General features: G+C 60.3%; 13 protein-coding genes. 8 read left to right on the forward strand and 5 right to left on the reverse strand.

The window, feature by feature from the left end:
• Positions 1 to 12: 12 nt before the first annotated feature.
• Positions 13 to 1,698: an aspartate:alanine antiporter gene (locus I6L35_RS17300; protein WP_005345980.1), complete on the forward strand. Its 1,686-nt coding sequence runs from the start codon at positions 13 to 15 to the stop codon at positions 1,696 to 1,698.
• A gap of 284 nt (positions 1,699 to 1,982) precedes the next feature.
• On the opposite strand, the gene fabB is transcribed toward I6L35_RS17300, so the two are convergent.
• Complete coding sequence (gene fabB, locus I6L35_RS17305) at positions 1,983 to 3,194, reverse strand: beta-ketoacyl-ACP synthase I (protein ID WP_216978860.1); 1,212 nt, start codon at positions 3,192 to 3,194, stop codon at positions 1,983 to 1,985.
• 90 nt (positions 3,195 to 3,284) lie between these two features.
• Between fabB and mnmC the strand changes: the two genes are divergently transcribed.
• The gene (gene mnmC / locus I6L35_RS17310) at positions 3,285 to 5,303 is read left to right on the forward strand and encodes a bifunctional tRNA (5-methylaminomethyl-2-thiouridine)(34)-methyltransferase MnmD/FAD-dependent 5-carboxymethylaminomethyl-2-thiouridine(34) oxidoreductase MnmC (RefSeq protein ID WP_216978861.1); all 2,019 of its coding nucleotides are present in this window, start codon (positions 3,285 to 3,287) and stop codon (positions 5,301 to 5,303) included.
• 109 nt (positions 5,304 to 5,412) lie between these two features.
• Here mnmC and I6L35_RS17315 read toward each other — a convergent pair whose 3' ends face one another.
• Entirely contained in the window at positions 5,413 to 6,009 is a 597-nt protein-coding gene (locus tag I6L35_RS17315; protein ID WP_216978862.1) for a DUF922 domain-containing protein, read from the reverse strand.
• Between the two features lie 183 nt (positions 6,010 to 6,192).
• Positions 6,193 to 6,657, reverse strand: a complete 465-nt coding sequence (locus tag I6L35_RS17320; protein WP_216953505.1) for a hypothetical protein — start codon at positions 6,655 to 6,657, stop codon at positions 6,193 to 6,195.
• Between the two features lie 195 nt (positions 6,658 to 6,852).
• Between I6L35_RS17320 and dcuC the strand changes: the two genes are divergently transcribed.
• The 5 genes from dcuC to I6L35_RS17345 all read left to right on the forward strand — a co-directional run bounded on the left by dcuC (position 6,853) and on the right by I6L35_RS17345 (position 13,302).
• Positions 6,853 to 8,205, forward strand: coding sequence for an anaerobic C4-dicarboxylate transporter DcuC (gene dcuC / locus I6L35_RS17325; RefSeq protein ID WP_005336914.1), 1,353 nt, complete (start codon positions 6,853 to 6,855; stop codon positions 8,203 to 8,205).
• 90 nt (positions 8,206 to 8,295) lie between these two features.
• The gene (locus tag I6L35_RS17330) at positions 8,296 to 9,942 is read left to right on the forward strand and encodes a bifunctional UDP-sugar hydrolase/5'-nucleotidase (protein ID WP_216978863.1); all 1,647 of its coding nucleotides are present in this window, start codon (positions 8,296 to 8,298) and stop codon (positions 9,940 to 9,942) included.
• 193 nt (positions 9,943 to 10,135) lie between these two features.
• A complete protein-coding gene (locus tag I6L35_RS17335; protein ID WP_216978864.1) occupies positions 10,136 to 11,779 on the forward strand; it encodes a hypothetical protein in 1,644 nt (547 codons plus the stop codon).
• Between the two features lie 144 nt (positions 11,780 to 11,923).
• Entirely contained in the window at positions 11,924 to 12,427 is a 504-nt protein-coding gene (locus tag I6L35_RS17340) for a M48 family metallopeptidase (RefSeq protein WP_216978865.1), read from the forward strand.
• 26 nt (positions 12,428 to 12,453) lie between these two features.
• The gene (locus I6L35_RS17345) at positions 12,454 to 13,302 is read left to right on the forward strand and encodes a DUF2927 domain-containing protein (RefSeq protein WP_216978866.1); all 849 of its coding nucleotides are present in this window, start codon (positions 12,454 to 12,456) and stop codon (positions 13,300 to 13,302) included.
• Positions 13,303 to 13,474: 172 nt separating this feature from the next.
• Here the strand turns inward: I6L35_RS17345 and I6L35_RS17350 are convergent, their stop codons facing one another.
• Both I6L35_RS17350 and I6L35_RS17355 read right to left on the reverse strand, forming a co-directional pair.
• A complete protein-coding gene (locus I6L35_RS17350) occupies positions 13,475 to 13,726 on the reverse strand; it encodes a DinI family protein (RefSeq protein WP_129503940.1) in 252 nt (83 codons plus the stop codon).
• 74 nt (positions 13,727 to 13,800) lie between these two features.
• On the reverse strand, positions 13,801 to 16,227 hold the full coding sequence (locus I6L35_RS17355) for a DNA polymerase II (RefSeq protein WP_216978867.1): 2,427 nt from the start codon (positions 16,225 to 16,227) through the stop codon (positions 13,801 to 13,803).
• Between the two features lie 166 nt (positions 16,228 to 16,393).
• Between I6L35_RS17355 and I6L35_RS17360 the strand changes: the two genes are divergently transcribed.
• Positions 16,394 to 16,885, forward strand: coding sequence for a prolyl-tRNA synthetase associated domain-containing protein (locus tag I6L35_RS17360; protein WP_216978868.1), 492 nt, complete (start codon positions 16,394 to 16,396; stop codon positions 16,883 to 16,885).
• Positions 16,886 to 17,080 lie beyond the last annotated feature (195 nt).

Below are 17,080 nucleotides of genomic sequence, written 5' to 3' on the forward strand. Positions count from 1 at the left end.
GTTTTTCCGGGCATGACCATAGATTTTGTGACACTGCTACATCAAAGCGACTCCCTGCTGCTCTTCGTGGTACTGGCTTTTGGCCTGCTGCTTGGCAAGGTGCGAATTGGCAACTTTCAGATTGGCAACACCATCGGCGTATTGTTCACCGCCCTGCTGTTCGGCCAGATGGGCTTCGAGTTTACGGCCACCACAGAAAACGTCGGCTTTATGCTGTTCATCTTCTGTGTGGGGATCGAGGCTGGCCCTCACTTCTTCAGCGTCTTCCTGCGCGATGGCATCCACTACATCACCCTGACCCTGGTGATCTTGCTGACGGCCCTACTGCTGACGGTGGGGCTGGCCAAGTTCTTCAATCTGGGACCGGGCATGGCCGCGGGGATCCTGGCTGGTTCTCTCACCTCGACACCCGCGCTGGTAGGTGCCCAGGATGCCCTGCGCAGCGGTCTGCTCAATCTGCCCCATCAGACCGACATGCAGGCGGTGCTCGACAACATGGGCATCGGCTATGCCCTGACCTATCTGGTCGGTCTGGTGGGCCTGATGCTGGTGGTTCGCTACCTCCCCTCGCTGGCACGACTCGACCTCAACACCGAGGCGCAGAAAATAGCCCGTGAGCGGGGCCTCTCTGACAGCGACAGCCGCAAGACCTACCTGCCCATCATCCGCGCCTATCGGGTTGGTCCCGAGCTCGCGGCCTGGATCGGTGGCCGTACCCTGCGGGAGACCGGCATCTACCCCCACACAGGCTGCTATGTGGAGCGGATCCGCCGTAACGGCATTCTCGCAAGCCCCGATGGCGATGCCGTCATTCAGGAAGGGGACGAGATCGCCCTGGTAGGTTATCCCGAGAGCCACGAGAAGCTGGACGTCAACTATCGCAACGGTAAAGAGGTGTTTGACCGTAACCTGCTCGACCTGCAGATCGTCACCGAAGAGATAGTGGTGAAAAACGACGCAGTGGTCGGCCGTCATCTGGTGGAACTCAACCTCACCGAAAAAGGGTGCTTCCTCAACCGGGTGGTACGCTCCCAAATCGAGATGCCGTTCGATCGCAACATCATGTTGCAAAAAGGCGATGTGCTGCAGATCAGCGGCGAGAAACAGCGGGTCAAACTGCTGGCCAACAAGATCGGCTTTATCAGTATCCACAGCCAGACCACAGATCTAGTGGCTTTCACCACCTTCTTCGTGCTCGGCTTGCTGATCGGCTCCGTCTCGCTTGTGTTCGGCCAGATTGAATTTGGCCTCGGCAACGCCGTCGGTCTGCTGTTGGCTGGTATTCTGATGGGGTATCTGCGGGCCAACCACCCCACCGTGGGTTACGTACCGCCCGGAGCCCTGCGACTGGCCAAGGATCTCGGTCTTGCGGTCTTTATGGTGAGCACCGGCCTCAAGGCGGGTGGCGGCATTCTGGATCACCTGAGCGAAGTGGGTGCCGTAGTGCTCTTCTCCGGCATGTTGGTCACTACCCTGCCGGTGCTTGTCGGTTATCTGTTCGGGGTCTGGGTATTGAAAATGAACCCGGCGCTGCTGCTCGGCGCCATCACTGGTGCCCGTACCTGCGCCCCCGCCATGGATGTGGTCAACGAGGCCGCCAACAGCTCCATTCCGGCGCTTGGCTACGCAGGTACCTATGCGGTGGCCAACGTGATGCTGACGCTGGCAGGCTCCTTTATTATCGGCTTCTGGTTCTAACCAGTAACCATCAAATTACCGCTAACAAAGAAGGGAGCCTCAGGCTCCCTTCTTGCTATCTGCCTTTCTCCCAAGATGCGAAGCAGGCTTATTGGTGTGATCTCACCTGACACCAACCATCAGCGCTGAACTCTGCCCCCTATCCTACAATGGTTGACGCTCTGCTCTGCTCTGCTCTGCTCTGCTCTGCTCTGCTCTGCTCTGCTCTGCTCTGCAATGAGTGATGGCAGATCACGGAAACAAAAAAAGCGCCCTGAGGCGCTTTTTTCATATCAACCGGATAATCATGCTTTGAACTTGCTGAACACTAGGGAGGCGTTGGTACCGCCAAAGCCGAAGCTGTTGGACATGACGGTGTTGAGCTCGGCCTCTTCGTACTCGCGCACGATGGGCAGACCTTCGGCCTTCTCGTCCAGAGTCTCGATGTTGATGCTGGGAGCGATAAAGCCGTGCTCCATCATCAGCAGTGAGTAGACAGCCTCGTGCACGCCGGCAGCGCCGAGCGCATGGCCGGTCATCGCCTTGGTGGCAGAGATCTTGGGACCGTTGGCACCAAACAGAGTCTGGATGGCTTCCAGCTCCTTGGTATCGCCAACCGGGGTGGAGGTACCGTGGGTGTTGATGTAATCAACCTTGCCAACCCCCTGCATTGCCATCTTCATGCAACGCACCGCGCCTTCGCCGCTCGGCGCGACCATGTCATAGCCATCGGAGGTAGCACCGTAACCGGTCAGCTCGGCATAGATGTGAGCACCACGGGCCAGCGCATGTTCCAGCTCTTCGATCACTAGGATGCCGCCGCCACCGGAGATAACGAAACCATCGCGATTCGCATCATAGGTACGGGAGGCTTTTTCCGGCATGTCGTTGTACTTGGTGGAGAGGGCCCCCATGGCGTCAAACTGGATGGTAGAGGACCAGTCCAGCTCTTCACCGCCACCGGCGAAGACCACATCCTGTTTGCCAAGCTGGATCAGCTCAAGCGCGTGACCGATGCAGTGAGCAGAGGTGGCGCAAGCTGAACTGATGGAGTAATTGACACCCTTGATCTGGAACGGGGTCGCCAGGCAAGCAGAGGTTGTGGAGGACATAGTGCGCGGCACCATGTAAGGGCCCACACGCTTGACCCCTTTCTCGCGGGCGATGTCCACAGATTCCGAAGTGTTCTTGCCGGAGGCACCACCTGAACCGACCACCAGGCCGGTACGCTCGTTGGAGACCTGATCTTCCGCCAGACCGGCATCTTCAATGGCCTGCTGCATGGAGAGATAGGCGTAGGCCGCAGCGTCGCCCATGAAACGCATGACTTTACGGTCGATCAGTTCAGACGGATCGAGTTTGATGTTACCCCAGACACGGCTGCGCAGATTGTGCTGCTCGAACTGCTCGGAATAGGTGATGCCGGATTTACCTGCTTTCAGGGAGGCCAGCACTTCTTCCTTGTTGTTGCCGATACTGGAGATGACGCCGATACCGGTGATCACTGCTCTTCTCATTAATTCATCTCGTCTGGAAAAACTGGCGCCAAGTCTACCCGCTTTCGGCTGCCAAACTGGTCTGCTTTCACGTAGAATGCCCGCGATTTTGTGACGCGAGCCGAGGAAAACGTGAGTCAAACATCCTTACATCATGCCCGATTGGACTGGAATGAAGCGGGAACTCCTGTCTCCAGTGACTTCGGGGATGTGTACTTTTCCAATGATAACGGTCTAAGTGAAACCCGCTACGTCTTTTTGCAGCAAAACCGGCTACCTGCGCGATTTTCGCACCACGATAGTGACAGTTTCGTGATAGGTGAAACAGGTTTCGGCACAGGTCTTAACTTTCTGGCGACAATGCAAGCCTTCCTGGAACAGGCGCCCCAATCCGGTAACGGCTCCCGTCTGCACTTCATCAGTTTCGAGAAATACCCCCTGACCCAAGACGATCTGCGCAAGGCGCTGGCCGCCTGGCCTGAACTTGGCCACTTGAGCCAGGATCTTGTCGCCCAGTGGCCACTGCCGGTTTCCGGTTGCCACCGCCTGCATTTTACGGGTGGCCGCATTCGCCTCGATCTCTGGTTTGGCGACATCAAGGATATGCTGCCGCAAGTGCCTCACCGGGCAGAGGGGCTGGTGGATGCCTGGTATCTGGATGGTTTCTCCCCAGCCAAGAACCCGGAGATGTGGACACAGGAGCTGTTTGATAGTCTCGCTCGCCTCGCCCGTCCCGATTGCTCCATCGCCACCTTTACCTGTGCCGGTTTTGTCCGTCGCGGCCTGATTGCCGCCGGTTTTGCCATGAAGAAGGTGAAGGGCCACGGTAGCAAGCGGGAGATGCTGGTGGGGGAGCGCACCGACAAGCAGCCGCAGCAGACCATAGCCCCTTGGTATGCCCGTCCTGCCGGACGCGCTGGCGAGGTAGTGATCATCGGCGGCGGCATTGCCTCGGCCATGACGGCGCTCTCTCTGGTGGAGCGGGGCCGCAAGGTGACGTTGTTGTGTGCAGATGGCGAACCGGCCACCGGCGCCTCCGGCAACCGCCAGGGCGCGCTCTATCCGCTGCTCAACGGCGAGCACGATGCCCTGTCACGCTTCTATTCACTCGCTTTTGGCTATGCCCGCCAACGGCTACTGGCGTTGGCCGCGCAACATCCCATCGCTTTTGCACTGTGCGGGGTAACCCAGCTCGGTTATGACGACAAATCGGCAGCCAAGCTGGCGAAAATGAGCCAGGGCCCCTTCCCCCCCGAGCTGATGTATCCCCTCTCTACAGCAGAGGTAGAGCAGGTGGTTGGCCTGCCCTGTGGCCACAGCGGCGTCAGTTACCCGCTGGGAGGCTGGCTCTGTCCGGCCGATCTCACCCACGCAGCTATCAAAGAAGCGCAAGCCAGCGGGCTGCTTGAGGTGGCGTTCAATACCGAGGTGGTCGCTATTACTGAACTGGCCGATGGCTGGCAAATAAAAAGCCAGGATGGCCGCCACTGGCAGGCCCCCAATCTGGTGGTCGCCGCCGGTCACCAGTTGCCATCACTGCTCCCCTTTGCCGAGCTGCCGCTCTATCCGGTACGCGGTCAGGTAAGCCATGTGCCGACCTCAACCAGCCTGAGCCGGCTTAATACCGTGCTCTGCTACGATGGCTACCTCACGCCAATGCACAACGATCAACACTGTATTGGTGCCAGCTATGGCCGTAACCAGAGCAGCCTTGAGTTTCGTGCCGAGGAGCAAATCCAGAATCAGGTGCGCTTGCAAGCCTGCCTGCCGGAGCAAACCTGGCCCGCCGAGGTGGATGTGAGCGGCAACGAGGCGCGCGTGGGGGTGCGTTGTGCCAGCCGGGATCACCTGCCGGTGGTGGGGCCAGTGGCCAGATTGCAAGGTCTGGCGGATCATTATGTGCAGCTGCAGCATGAACAGCACAACGCCCAGCCGCTCCCCCTTCACCCCGGCCTCTATGTGCTGGGGGCGCTCGGTTCGCGGGGTCTCTGCTCGGCGCCGCTCTGTGGCGAGCTGCTCGCCAGCGAGATCTGCGGTGAGCCCCTGCCACTGGCCGCCGATCTACTGGAAGCGCTCCACCCTGCCCGTTACTGGGTGCGCAAACTGCTCAAAGGCAAGGCGCTGGTCTAAACATGGCGCTGTCTGCAATGAAATGGCCGCCCGGTGGGGCGGCCATTTCAGATGTTGAATCGTGCCATATTGACCGGGTTTGGCAGGGCTTCGCACCTCCAGACAGAGTTCACTTGGGCCAGTGCACCCCGAGCTGTTCGCCGTAACCCGTCTGACGCTGGAAATCGTCTACCCGTGCCTTAACCTTGTTCAATTCGCCACTGCCAGCAGCCCACGCGGCATACCGCAACGCCTGGCAATCTGCATGTCCGGGTAGCCCAGCAATAGCGCCACCCACCTGATTTCCGCCTTGCAGCACCATCTCTTTGAAACGGGATTCATAGTCAAACATGCTGGAGAGCAGCCGACCCCAGCGCTGGCGAGCAGGGTCACTCCCCTCCGAACTCTGACGCCAGCGGGGCAACAATACAGTGGCATGAGTCGTTACCGTTACCCGTTTGAGCTGGCAGCGCCCCGGCAACTGGTCGGTTTCCAGCTGCCAGTCCACCTGATAACTCGCCTTGCCGAGCACAGGCTTGCCATTCACCTTGGGGGCACTCTGAGCAATGGCGCGTGCCAGTTGATCTGGCTGGGCAGCACTTACCTCATAAAAACGGACATTGATGCGGGACTCTGGCACCACTTGCGGCCGGCTCGGCTGAGCCTGACTCATCAGGGGCAACAGCAATAGCACGCTCCCCACTACTCCATAAACCTTGCTGACCATGCCAGACTACCTTCCTTGATTGCACGGGCGGAGTACCAACCTTGGTGAAACCCACCGCCACACAGATGACGGGTATAGCCTATGTGTGACCAAGAGGCGGCGCAATACAATGATGAGCCCAGAAATCAGAGCAAGCTCACAGGTTGCGTGAGCAAAGTATGGCACAAGGATGAAACTGTATTTTTATTGAGCAGGACGACTGATGCGCTGCCAGTCGAGGTGATAGTTTTTCACATTGATGTCATGACCATCTATCTGAATGAAATGATCATTTTTAAGACGGTTGGCAAAAAAGTCCTGATCTGCCCCCTCATTGAGCCACAGCTCGCAAAGTCCCCGTTTTCCCTCTTTGGCATAAAATCTCGGGGTGACCAGCAACGCGACCCCATCTACCCGGATGGCATGACGGGCCAGGCAGTTTGCTTCGGTGGTTTTGGATGCCAGCGCGGCAAAACGGGGTCTGTTCCCCTCGGCAACCACCAGTACGCCGTAAGAGTGGGGAGCCATGAGACGCCGCATGGCGACCGCCTGATGAGGACCGGTTTGATGAAAACCGTCATTGGTTACCGCAAACACGCAAGTAGGTGAAAATAGCATCGCGAGCAGGAAAAGAGAGCGTTTAATGCCTGAAAAATCACCAATCACCATATAAAAGCCTCAAAAGACAACCAAGGCTGGCAAGGGTAGGTAGCCAAACCCGCTGGGTAAAGTACCTTTACCTTTCTTTAATTCTGTTCATGGGGTTAAACGTTGATTTAGCTCACACAACATCCTGTTTCCAGTCGCCACTCTACCCCTATCGGAATAGACTCCTTCCACTCTCATCCAATCAGAAGGCAACATATGCTGGAACTCATTGTTGGCACCCTGGTCACCCTGGTGGTGGGCCGTGCCATTTTCAAAGGATACTCCGCGACCGGGGTGCTGCTGAGCGGCGGCTTGCTGCTGCTGGTCATCACCGCCATGATGGGCAAGCCGGTACTGCCGAGCAAAGTGGTCAGCACCGGCTATATCGCAACCGATATCTTCGAATACGTCCGCTTCCTGCTCAATGACCGTGGCGGTGGACTGGGGATGCTGATCATGGTGCTGTGCGGCTTCGCCGGCTACATGAGCCATATCGGCGCCAACACCATTCTGGTCAAGCTGGCCAGCAAACCGCTTGGCATCATCAAGTCCCCCTATATTCTGCTGGTGGCTGCCTATCTGGTGGCCTGCGCCATGTCGCTGGCGGTCAGCTCCGCTACCGGCCTCGGCGTGCTGTTGATGGCAACCCTGTTTCCGCTGATGGTCAACATGGGGATCTCCCGTGGCGCGGCTGCAGCCGTGTGCGCCTCGCCAGCCGCCATTATTCTGGCACCGACCTCAGGGGACGTGGTGATGGCCGCCCAGGCCGCCAACATGCCGCTGCTGGACTTTGCCTTCAAGCTGACCCTGCCCATCTCGCTGGTGGCGATCGCCTGTATGGCGGTGACCCACTTCTTCTGGCAGCGCTACCTTGATCAAAAATCCGGTGAGCACAACGAGCCGGTCGCCCCGGGTGACCTGGTGACGACTGCGCCTGCCTTCTACGCCATCCTGCCCTTTACCCCCATCATCGGGGTGCTGGTATTTGACGGCAAATGGGGTCCGCAGCTGGATATCGTCACCATCATCGTCATGTGCATGGTGCTGGCCAGCCTGCTGGAGCTCGTGCGGATCCGAAATGGCAAGGAGCTGCTGGACGGTCTGCAGGTCTGCTGGCGCAACATGGCTGATGCCTTTGCCGGTGTGGTCATGCTGCTGGTCGGTGCTGGCGTCTTCGCCCAGGGTCTGATGACCATCGGCTTTATCGACACCCTGCTTGCTCACGCGCAGGATCTCGGTTCCGGCGGCCTGATCATGATGCTGTCACTGGTGGTGATCACCACCCTGGCCGCCTTCACCACCGGTTCGGGTAATGCCCCCTTCTACGCCTTCGTGGAGTTGATCCCCAACCTGGCCAGCAGCCTTGGCATCAACCCGGCCTATCTGGTGATCCCGATGCTGCAAGCCTCCAACCTGGGTCGCACCATTTCTCCGGTCTCCGGGGTGGTGGTCGCCTGTGCGGGGATGGGCAAGCTCTCGCCGTTCGAGGTGGTCAAGCGCACCAGTATGCCGGTCGCCGTCGGCCTGCTGGTGGTGATCGTCGCCACCCAGATCATGGTACCCGCCTGATCGCTGACCAGCCCGGCACCCTGCCGGGCTGGTATCCTCCCCCTCCTTTGCAGTAGACTCGGTGCTCATTTTCCCCTAAGGAGGACCGAGATGAGTATTACGGTTCAACTTGCCCATTTCAGTGATTGCCACTCCCACTTCGATGGCGCGCCCATGAGCTTCTCCCCTATCGGTGAAGGCCAGTGGCGCACCCAGTGCGGCGGTTATGCCCGGATCCTGACCCGACTGACCCAACTGCGTGCAAAAGCCGCAGCTGCCGGCCAGCGTTTTCTGTTTCTGCACGGTGGCGACTCCTTTCAGGGCTCGCTCTATTTCAACCGCTTCAAAGGGCGCGCCAACGCCGACCTGCTCGCCATGCTGGCCCCCGATGCCATGGTACTTGGCAACCATGAGTTCGATCTGGGCAACGGCCCACTGGTGGAGTTCTTGCGCCAGCTCGATTTTCCGGTGCTGGCCGCCAATCTGGATAACAGTCAGGAGCCTGCCGACACGCCGCTTGGGCTGTGGGATATTCCCCATCTCTACGACGCCCATCAGCCCTGGCATCGTCAGATGATCGACGGGGTTCCCTTTGCGCTGCTCGGCATCACCCTCGCCCAGATGGCTGCCATCGCCAACCCGGATCCCCACACCCGTTTCCACGCGGTCGCCGACACCCTCACCAGGGTGTTGCAGGAGATCAAGCGCGAAGGGATCCAGCATATCGTGCTGCTGAGCCACCTCGGGCTGGATCAGGACAAGCTGCTGGCCGAGCGCTTCCCCGAGCTCAGCCTCATCATCGGCGGCCATACCCATAGCCTGCTCGGCGATCTCGCGCCGCTGGGTCTGCCAAGCGAAGGCAGTTATCCGCTGATGAACAACGGGGTGGCTATTTTGCACGCTGGCCACAGCGCCCTCTGCCTCGGTGTCTGCGAGCTCACCTTCGATGAGGCGGGCCGCGTCGTGCAGAGTCAGGGGCAGCTGGAGTGGCTCCCCTGGCAGCCCTGGCCATTTGCCTCCACCCCACCCGCCGGGCTCACCTTCTGCGAGCCGGATGCACAGCTTGAAAAACATCTGGCCAAACGCTATCGGCCTGAGATTGAAACCATGAGCCAGCGCATCGTCACCCGACTGGCGGCGCCACTGCCCCATCAGCGGCTGCCGGATGCCACCCTGCCGCACGGCAGCCAGCTCGCCCCGCTGGTGGCCCGCGCCATGCTGACCGCTGCCCGTGAACAGGTAGGCGAGGTGGACTTTGCCCTGCACAATGCTGGCGGCGTGCGCTGCTCGCTGGAGCCGGGCCCCCTGAGCGAAGCGGATATCGCCGGTCGCCTGCTGCCGTTTGCCATTCCCCTCACCCTCTATCGGGTGCACGGTCACGAGTTGGCGGAGGCGCTGGAGAATGCCATCGACAACGCCACCAACAACGGCGTGGTCGGCAATGGCAACGGCAGCTTCCCCTACACCGCAGGGGTGCGATTCACCTATCAGGCCGATCGGCCCAAGGGCCAGCGCATCACCCGACTGGAGTGGGAAGCCGCCCCCGGCCAGTGGCAAGCGGTCAATGCCGCACAGGTCTATCGCGGGGTGTCGAGCGCCTATACCGCCTCCGGCAAGGAGGGTTACACCGCACTGGCGCGCACCCTGACCCAGCACAATCAGGAGCTCGGCATCACCCTGGCCGACGCTTTTATCCGCTGGGCCCGTCACCTGCCGACACTGGAAGCGCAGCCCCCCCTGCTTGAGTACATCCATTGATGCAGAGGGGGAATGGCTGGCTTCGCCACATCCCCCTGACGGCCAATATTGCCGCAGCCAGCGCCCGGTTCCCTGCAAGAACCGGGCTTTTTCGAGAATATTTGCCCCACACGGGCCTGCCCCATTGCATCGCACTCACTAGCTCGGCAAGATAGGCCCGCTTTCAAGACCAGCTGCAGGAACAGGCGACTTCATGAATCACTCCATCCGTTTCACCCCCCCTCGCGTCAACCCGGGTATCAAGCCAGCCATTGTGCTGCTGACCGCCTTGCTGGCGCTGCTCTTCTGTCTGCGCAACCCGCTCTTCCACGCCATGGCGCCGGGGTTTGATGCCTCGCTGTTCGCGGTGATGGGCAAGATGTGGAGCGAAGGGGGGGTGCTCTATCGCGACATGATCGACATCAAGGGGCCGATGATCTTCGCTCTCGACGCACTGGGCTATCGAATGGGGGGATTTGTCGGGATCTGGACACTGGAGTGGGTGCTCTGCTGGCTCGGACTGCTAGCCAGCTGGCAAGCCTTTGCCCAACTTGGCCTCTCGTTCAAGGCGCGTCTCGGTGCCATGCTGGCGGTGTTGGCCCTCTACGGTACCCGTTACTACTACGGCAACATGACCGAGGACTGGACCTTCCATCTCGCCCTCATCGCCCAGTGGGCCTTTATCACCCTGCTGCTGGACAAGGGATTTCGCTGGTGGCCCGCGCTGGTGGCGGCCCTCACCTTCGCCATCGTCGCCTGGATGCGCACCAACAACGGCGCCTTCTGGGGGGCCTGGTATCTGGTGCTGTTCTGCCACTGGTGCCTGCACGAGAAGTGGCGCGACGCTATCTTGCTGCTCATCTCCAGCCTGCTGGGGCTGGCGCTGATTGGCGGCCCGCTTTACGCCTACTTCCAGCAGAATGATCTGCTGGCGGCCTTCAAATACTACGCCTTCGACATCTTCTTCGAGGGGAGCTATGGCAACGGCTTCTCTCCCATGGTGGGCGCCGTCGGCCTGCTGCGCACAGGCCTGGTGATGCTGCTGCCCGCCTTCATCATTCTGATGCTGAGCCGCCGTCAGGAGTGGTATCTGCCCGCCCTGCTGGCGACCCTGTTTGGGGTGCTGTTTACCCTGATCGCCAACTCGGTCTCCGGCCATGTGTTCGATCACTACGACGTACTCTATCTGCAACTGGCAGTGCTGCCGCTGGCAGTATTACTGGATCGCAGCGAACAGCAGGCTGATGCGATCGGCCTGCTCTGCATCTCGCTGGTGGTACTCACCGCCAGCTGGCTGCTGGCCCAGCAGCTCGCCTTTGGCTGGAGCACCAAGGAGTGGTCCCTCGAGCGGGTCAACGAGGTGCTCGGCACCAGCCTGCTGTGGGCGCTGCCGGTGCTGATCCTCATCCCCCTCTGGCGCGCCTGGGATGTGCGCAGTGCCACCCCCTGGCTGGCGACGCTGGCCATGCTGCTGCTGATGATCAACAACGCCTGGGAAGGAACGATCAAGGGTCGCCCCTTCAATCCGGCGGCGCAGGTACGGGTCGATCGCATCAAGGCCGAGACCAGCCCGAGCGACAAGATCTGGGTCGATGGCATCCAGCCGCAATATTATCTCTGGACCGATCGCCAGCCGGCTTCCGCCTACCTCTTCTTTGCCAACGTCAATCCGCCCTATGACGTGCGTGAGCGGGTACTGGCCGATATCCAGCGCCAGACTCCGAAGTTCATCATCGCCAAGCCGGACCGGGTGAGCGAGGAGCTGAAAAAACCGAGCTCCCCTTCCCATCTCGCCTTCTATCAATACCTGACCAGCCACTACGAAGAGGTGGATCCGGGTCTCTATCGCCGACGCTGATCGTCAATACGCCCCGCAGGGCGGCCATTGTTGCAATGGCCGCCCTTTTTCTTGCGCCAAAGCCCCTTGCAGCAGCGGCCCGCAGTAGGCAAGCCCGCCCGAGATAACTACAATGACGCTCTTTTTGATGTAACGAGTGACACCATGGCGGAACTGACTTATCTGGGCGGCTATCCAGACCCCCTCAAGGCACAGGTACAGCAGCTGATTGCGGCGGGCAAGCTGGGGGAGATGCTGGCCAAGCGCTACCCGGATAGCCACCCGATCCAGAGCGACAAGGCGCTGCTTGCCTACACCATGGAGCTGAAGAACCGCTACCTCAAGAGCTCGGCGCCCCTGTCAAAGGTAGTGTTCGATGGCAAGATCAACGTCATCAAGGATGCACTCGGCCTGCACACCTACGTCAGCCGGGTGCAGGGCAGCAAGCTCAAGGCCAAGAACGAGATCCGCATCGCCGCCCTGTTCAAGGAGGCGCCGCCCCCGTTTCTGAAAATGATCGTGGTGCACGAGCTGGCCCACATCAGAGAGAAGGATCACAACAAGAGCTTCTACCAGCTCTGCCAGCATATGGAGCCGGACTATCATCAACTGGAGTTTGATCTCAGGCTCTGGCTCACCTGGCGCGATATCGGCAAGGCCAGCCGCTAGGCTGACACCCGTTTCAGGGAGGAAACATGTCATTTGCCGCCACCCGCTTTATTGCCACTTTGGTAATGACCAGCTTGGGCCGCGCAGCCCATCCCCGCTGCGCGTCACGCGGGCTGCTGGCCCTGCTGCTTCTGCTCGCGGGACACAGCGCCCGGGCCGATGAGCGCTGGCAGAGCGACAGCTATCTCACCGAAAGCTTTATGGCCATCGCCATGGAGCGGGAGTATGGCGAAGCCAGGCAGACCCGTTTTGCCCGCTGGCAACAGCCGATCCGGCTGCAGCTTGTCAACGAGTCGGGCGACAACCCCCTGCAGGCCGATGTGGTGAAGGTACAGGCGGCCCATCTGGCTCGCATCACCGGCCACCCCATCAGCATGGTGACCGCAAAGCCCAACCTTACCCTGATCATGACCGACTACAGCAAGATGAAGAGCTGGGCCAACCGCACCATGGGGGGCGATCCGTCGGTCGGGATGGCACTCAAGGAGGGGCTCTGCCTTGCCAACTTCGCAACCAATGCGAAACACGAGATCAGCCGTGCCACCATCATCATTCCGGTAGACTACAGCAGAGCCAAGGGGCGTTTTCTCGACTGCGTGGTGGAGGAGTTCACCCAGGTGATGGGTCTGCCCAACGACTCGGACAAGGTGTTTCCCTCCATCTTCAATGACAACAGCATCGACAGCTTTTTGACCGGGCTGGACTATGTGCTGCTCAAGATGGCCTATCACCCGGCCCTCAAAGCCGGAATGAGCAGTGCCGAGATCCGCGCCGCACTGCCCATTGCGCTGGCCGACCTGCGCGCCAAAGGGGAGATCCGCGAAGCCAACCGCCGGGTGCAGCAGCAGAGCCTGAAAAGCTGGGCGGGACTGTAACGGCATGGCTCAACCCAGAGCCAGACAAGCCACTGCGACTCACCACCAACAAAAAACGCAGCCACCTGGCTGCGTTTTTTGTTGTATGGGTATCAGCAGTGCATTAGCAGGCATGCCCGTTTATCCGCAGCCCATTTATCCACCGCCCAGAATTATCCACTGACCATGGGGATCAGGATGCGACGTTCTCTTCCGGCATCCAGCTGTCGGCGTTCTCCCACACCTCCTGCACCATAGCTTCGGCCAGCTCTTTGTCTTCCTTGCTGGCACGGCTGACGGTCAGAGCCATGGTACTGCCCGGCGCGACCCGCACATGGATGTCGGGAAATTTTTCGCCAAGCTGCTTGAGCAGCTCCTGACGCAGCGCCTCCATGGTCGAGGTCGGGATCTGATGTTTTCTGTCGATGATGATTTCAAGACGCATAGGAAACTTCTCCATGATTTATAACTGTATTTTTATCCAGTATTCATGGGAAGTAAAGTGCCAACTTGCACCAATCAGAAAAGATCCAGCTGCTGACCACAGATCCGGTCGAACGACTCGCCGATAAAGGGCAGGATGGCATCGGCAATGGGCCGCAACTGCTTGTCGATATAGTGCTCGTAATCGATGGCGCTGCGCCGGTACTCCAGCGGCTCGGGGCCATTGAGGGTCATCAGATAGGCGATGGCGCCCCGATGCTGATAGCGCTGGGGCAGCCCGCGGCGCAGGTTCTCCTCATCGGCCAGCCGCGCCGCACGCACATGGGGCGGCACATTCTTCTGATACTCTTCGAGCTTCTGGCGCAGCCGTTTGCGGTAGATAAGCAGATCGTCGTGACGACCGGCGCGGGTCTCATCCACCATGGTGCGCACATAGCCGCTGGGATCTTCATCGTGAAACACCAGCTCGTAGAGGCGGGTCTGAAACTGCTTGGCCAGCATGGTCCAGTCGGTGCGCACCGATTCGAGCCCCTTGAACACCAGCTGTTCACTCTCCTCACTGGCCTTGCCAACCAGCCCCGCATAGCGCTTCTTGCTGCCCTTCTCCAGCCCGCGGATGGTGGGCATCAGAAAGCGGCGATAGTGGGTCTCGTACTGGATCTCGAGATAACTCGGCAGGTCGAACTCTCGCCTGATCAGTGCAGCCCAGTTATCGTTGATCATTTGCGCCAGTCGCTGGCCAATCTCGTCCGCCTCATCCGGGCTGGTCTCGCGCCCCAGATGGACAAAAGTGGAGTCGGTGTCACCATAGATCACCTCGAACCCCTTCGCCTCAATCCACTCGCGGGTCTGCTGCATGATGCTGTGACCACGCAAGGTAATTGACGAGGCAAGTCGCGGATCATAGAAACGGCAGCCCCCCGACCCCAGCACCCCGTAGAAGGAGTTCATGATGATCTTGATGGCCTGGGAGAGTGCCTTGTTGCTGGCAGCCTTGGCCCGATCCCGCGCCGCCCACAAGGTAGCGATGAGATCCGGCAAGAAGTGCCGCTCGCGGGAGAACATGGCGCCGCGAAAGCCCGGAATAGCGTGCTCGGGATGCTGCAGCCCTTCGATAAGTCCCATGGGGTCGATGCAAAAGGTGCGGATGATGCTGGGATAGAGGCTCTTGAAATCGAGTACCAGCACATGGCGATAGAGACCGGGTTTGGAGTCCATCACATAGCCACCTGGGCTCGCCAGCCCCCCGTCGGCTGGCAAATTGGGGGCCACATAGCCGCCCCGATGCAGCCGCGGCAGATAGAGGTTGGTAAAGGCCGCCACCGAGCCCCCTACCCTGTCCAGTTCAAGACCGGTGAGGGAGGCGCGCTCGATGGCAAAAGGGATAAGGTGGCAGTAGTCGAAGATCTCCCACACCAGCTTGCAATCTTCCAGGTTGTAACGGGCGAGCGCCTCCTTGTCGGAGTGGAACAGCTCGGTGATCTTCTCCCCCCGATTGGCCACATCCTCGATATCCTTGCCACGACCGAGCAGTTCGCTCGCCACCGCATCCAGGCTGTAGCTGGCAAACTGCCAGGTGGCGCTTTTCAGGGTATCGATGCCATCGAGCACCATGCGCCCGGGAATGATGACGTTGCCGGTTTGGGGATCGCCCCGTGACGAGCGCCAGAAGCAGAGCTCGCGCCCCCGCCCGAGCCGCAGCCGCCGCTTGTTAAGCTCGGCGCGGCGCAGCAGCAGACGAAAGTCAAAATTGACCACGTTCCAGCCGATGACCAGATCGGGGTCATGCAGGCTGAACCAGCGCTCCAGCGCACTCAGCAGGGTGCTCTCGTCCGCCACCCACTCGACCTGGGTGCCCCAGCTCTCGGCATCCGCCTCCGGGGTGCCGATCATGATGACCCGCGCATCCTGCTCGCTGTAAAGACCGACCGAGAAGAGGGCCCCGTCCATGGCGCACTCCACATCCAGCGACACCCAGGAGAGGATTGGCGTCACCGCCTGCGGCGCGCAACGCGCCTCGTTCACCTCCCAGTAGCCCTGTTTGCCCCCCTTTTTTACCGCCCGGCCATCGAAGCGCACACCAGCTGTGATGAAACGCTCCATCAGAAACCGCTCCGGCAGCCGGATATCCGCCTCAAAGTGCTCCAGCCCGCGAATAAGCAGCAGCTCGATGGCGCGGTGAAAGGCGCTCAGGGTGGCGAAATAGCAGCCCACCACAGGGCGACCGTCGAAGGTGTGCATTGGCAGGCGGCGAAACCGCCCGCTCACCCCGGCCCCCTTGAACAGCTCGGCGGCTTCTGCCATATGGCTCTGCGGCAGGAAGAACACCGGCTCCTGTCCCGGCACCACCACCCGTACCGGCCCCTGCGCGCTCCAGAGCCACATCACGATTTCGGTGGTGGCTGCCTGCCCGTTGCGGCCGCGCACGTCCCGACCGTGGCGGGTCAGGATAAAACCGTCGAGCGGCGGAGTGGCGGGTACGGTGGGCTGGGTTGCAGTCATGAAGCGTAAAGGGGCTGTCCGAGAATGGGACTATTGTACGTTCATACAGTGCCTGCTCGCAATCGTCACGCTGGCTGCGAGGCGGGGGTCAAACTGGTAAGCTCGATCCGGTCGTTATTCCCGCCCATCCCGTTCTGACCACTCTTCGCCGACAAAAGGAGTCTATGTGGCAATCTATTCCCTGCTGGATCAGCTGGCTATCCCCTACCAGCGCTTTGACCATCCCCCAGTGTTTACCTGTGAGGAGGCGAGCAAGTTGCTGCCCGACCTGCCCGCAGCCAAGACCAAGAACCTCTTTTTGCGCGATCCGAAAAGCGAGCGGCTGTTTCTGGTGGTGAGTCCGGAGGAGCGCCGGGTCGATCTCAAGGAGCTGGCGGTCATGCTCGGCGTCAAGCGGCTGAGCTTTGGCTCCCCCGAGCGGCTCGATGCGGTGCTCGGCCTTACCCCGGGCTCGGTGACCCTGCTCGCCATGGTGCGCGACAGGGAAAAAGCGGTAGAGCTGGTGGTGGACGAGGCCATCTGGCAGGCCGAACAGGTGCAGTGCCATCCGCTGGTCAACACCGCTACTCTGATCATCCGCCTCGACGATGTGCGCCGCCTGCTGGCCCACCTCGGTCGGGAGGCCAACGTCATGCGGCTGCCGGTCATTATTGACTGACCCAAGAGTGTGGGAAGCATAAACGCTCCGGCGTCATGCCCCGCCCCTGATTAATCGAGTCAGCAGCCCTCTTGTGGCGGTTGTTGCCGCGATCGTGCCCGGATCACTTGAACCATTGCTCAACGGCGCAATTCATGCTGTGATCCGGCCCAGTCACCCGGCCCTGAGGTCGCTGCGCCGTTCCCGGCAGGAAGA

Source organism: Aeromonas sp. FDAARGOS 1405, from assembly GCF_019048265.1.
Classification (GTDB): domain Bacteria; phylum Pseudomonadota; class Gammaproteobacteria; order Enterobacterales; family Aeromonadaceae; genus Aeromonas; species Aeromonas veronii_A.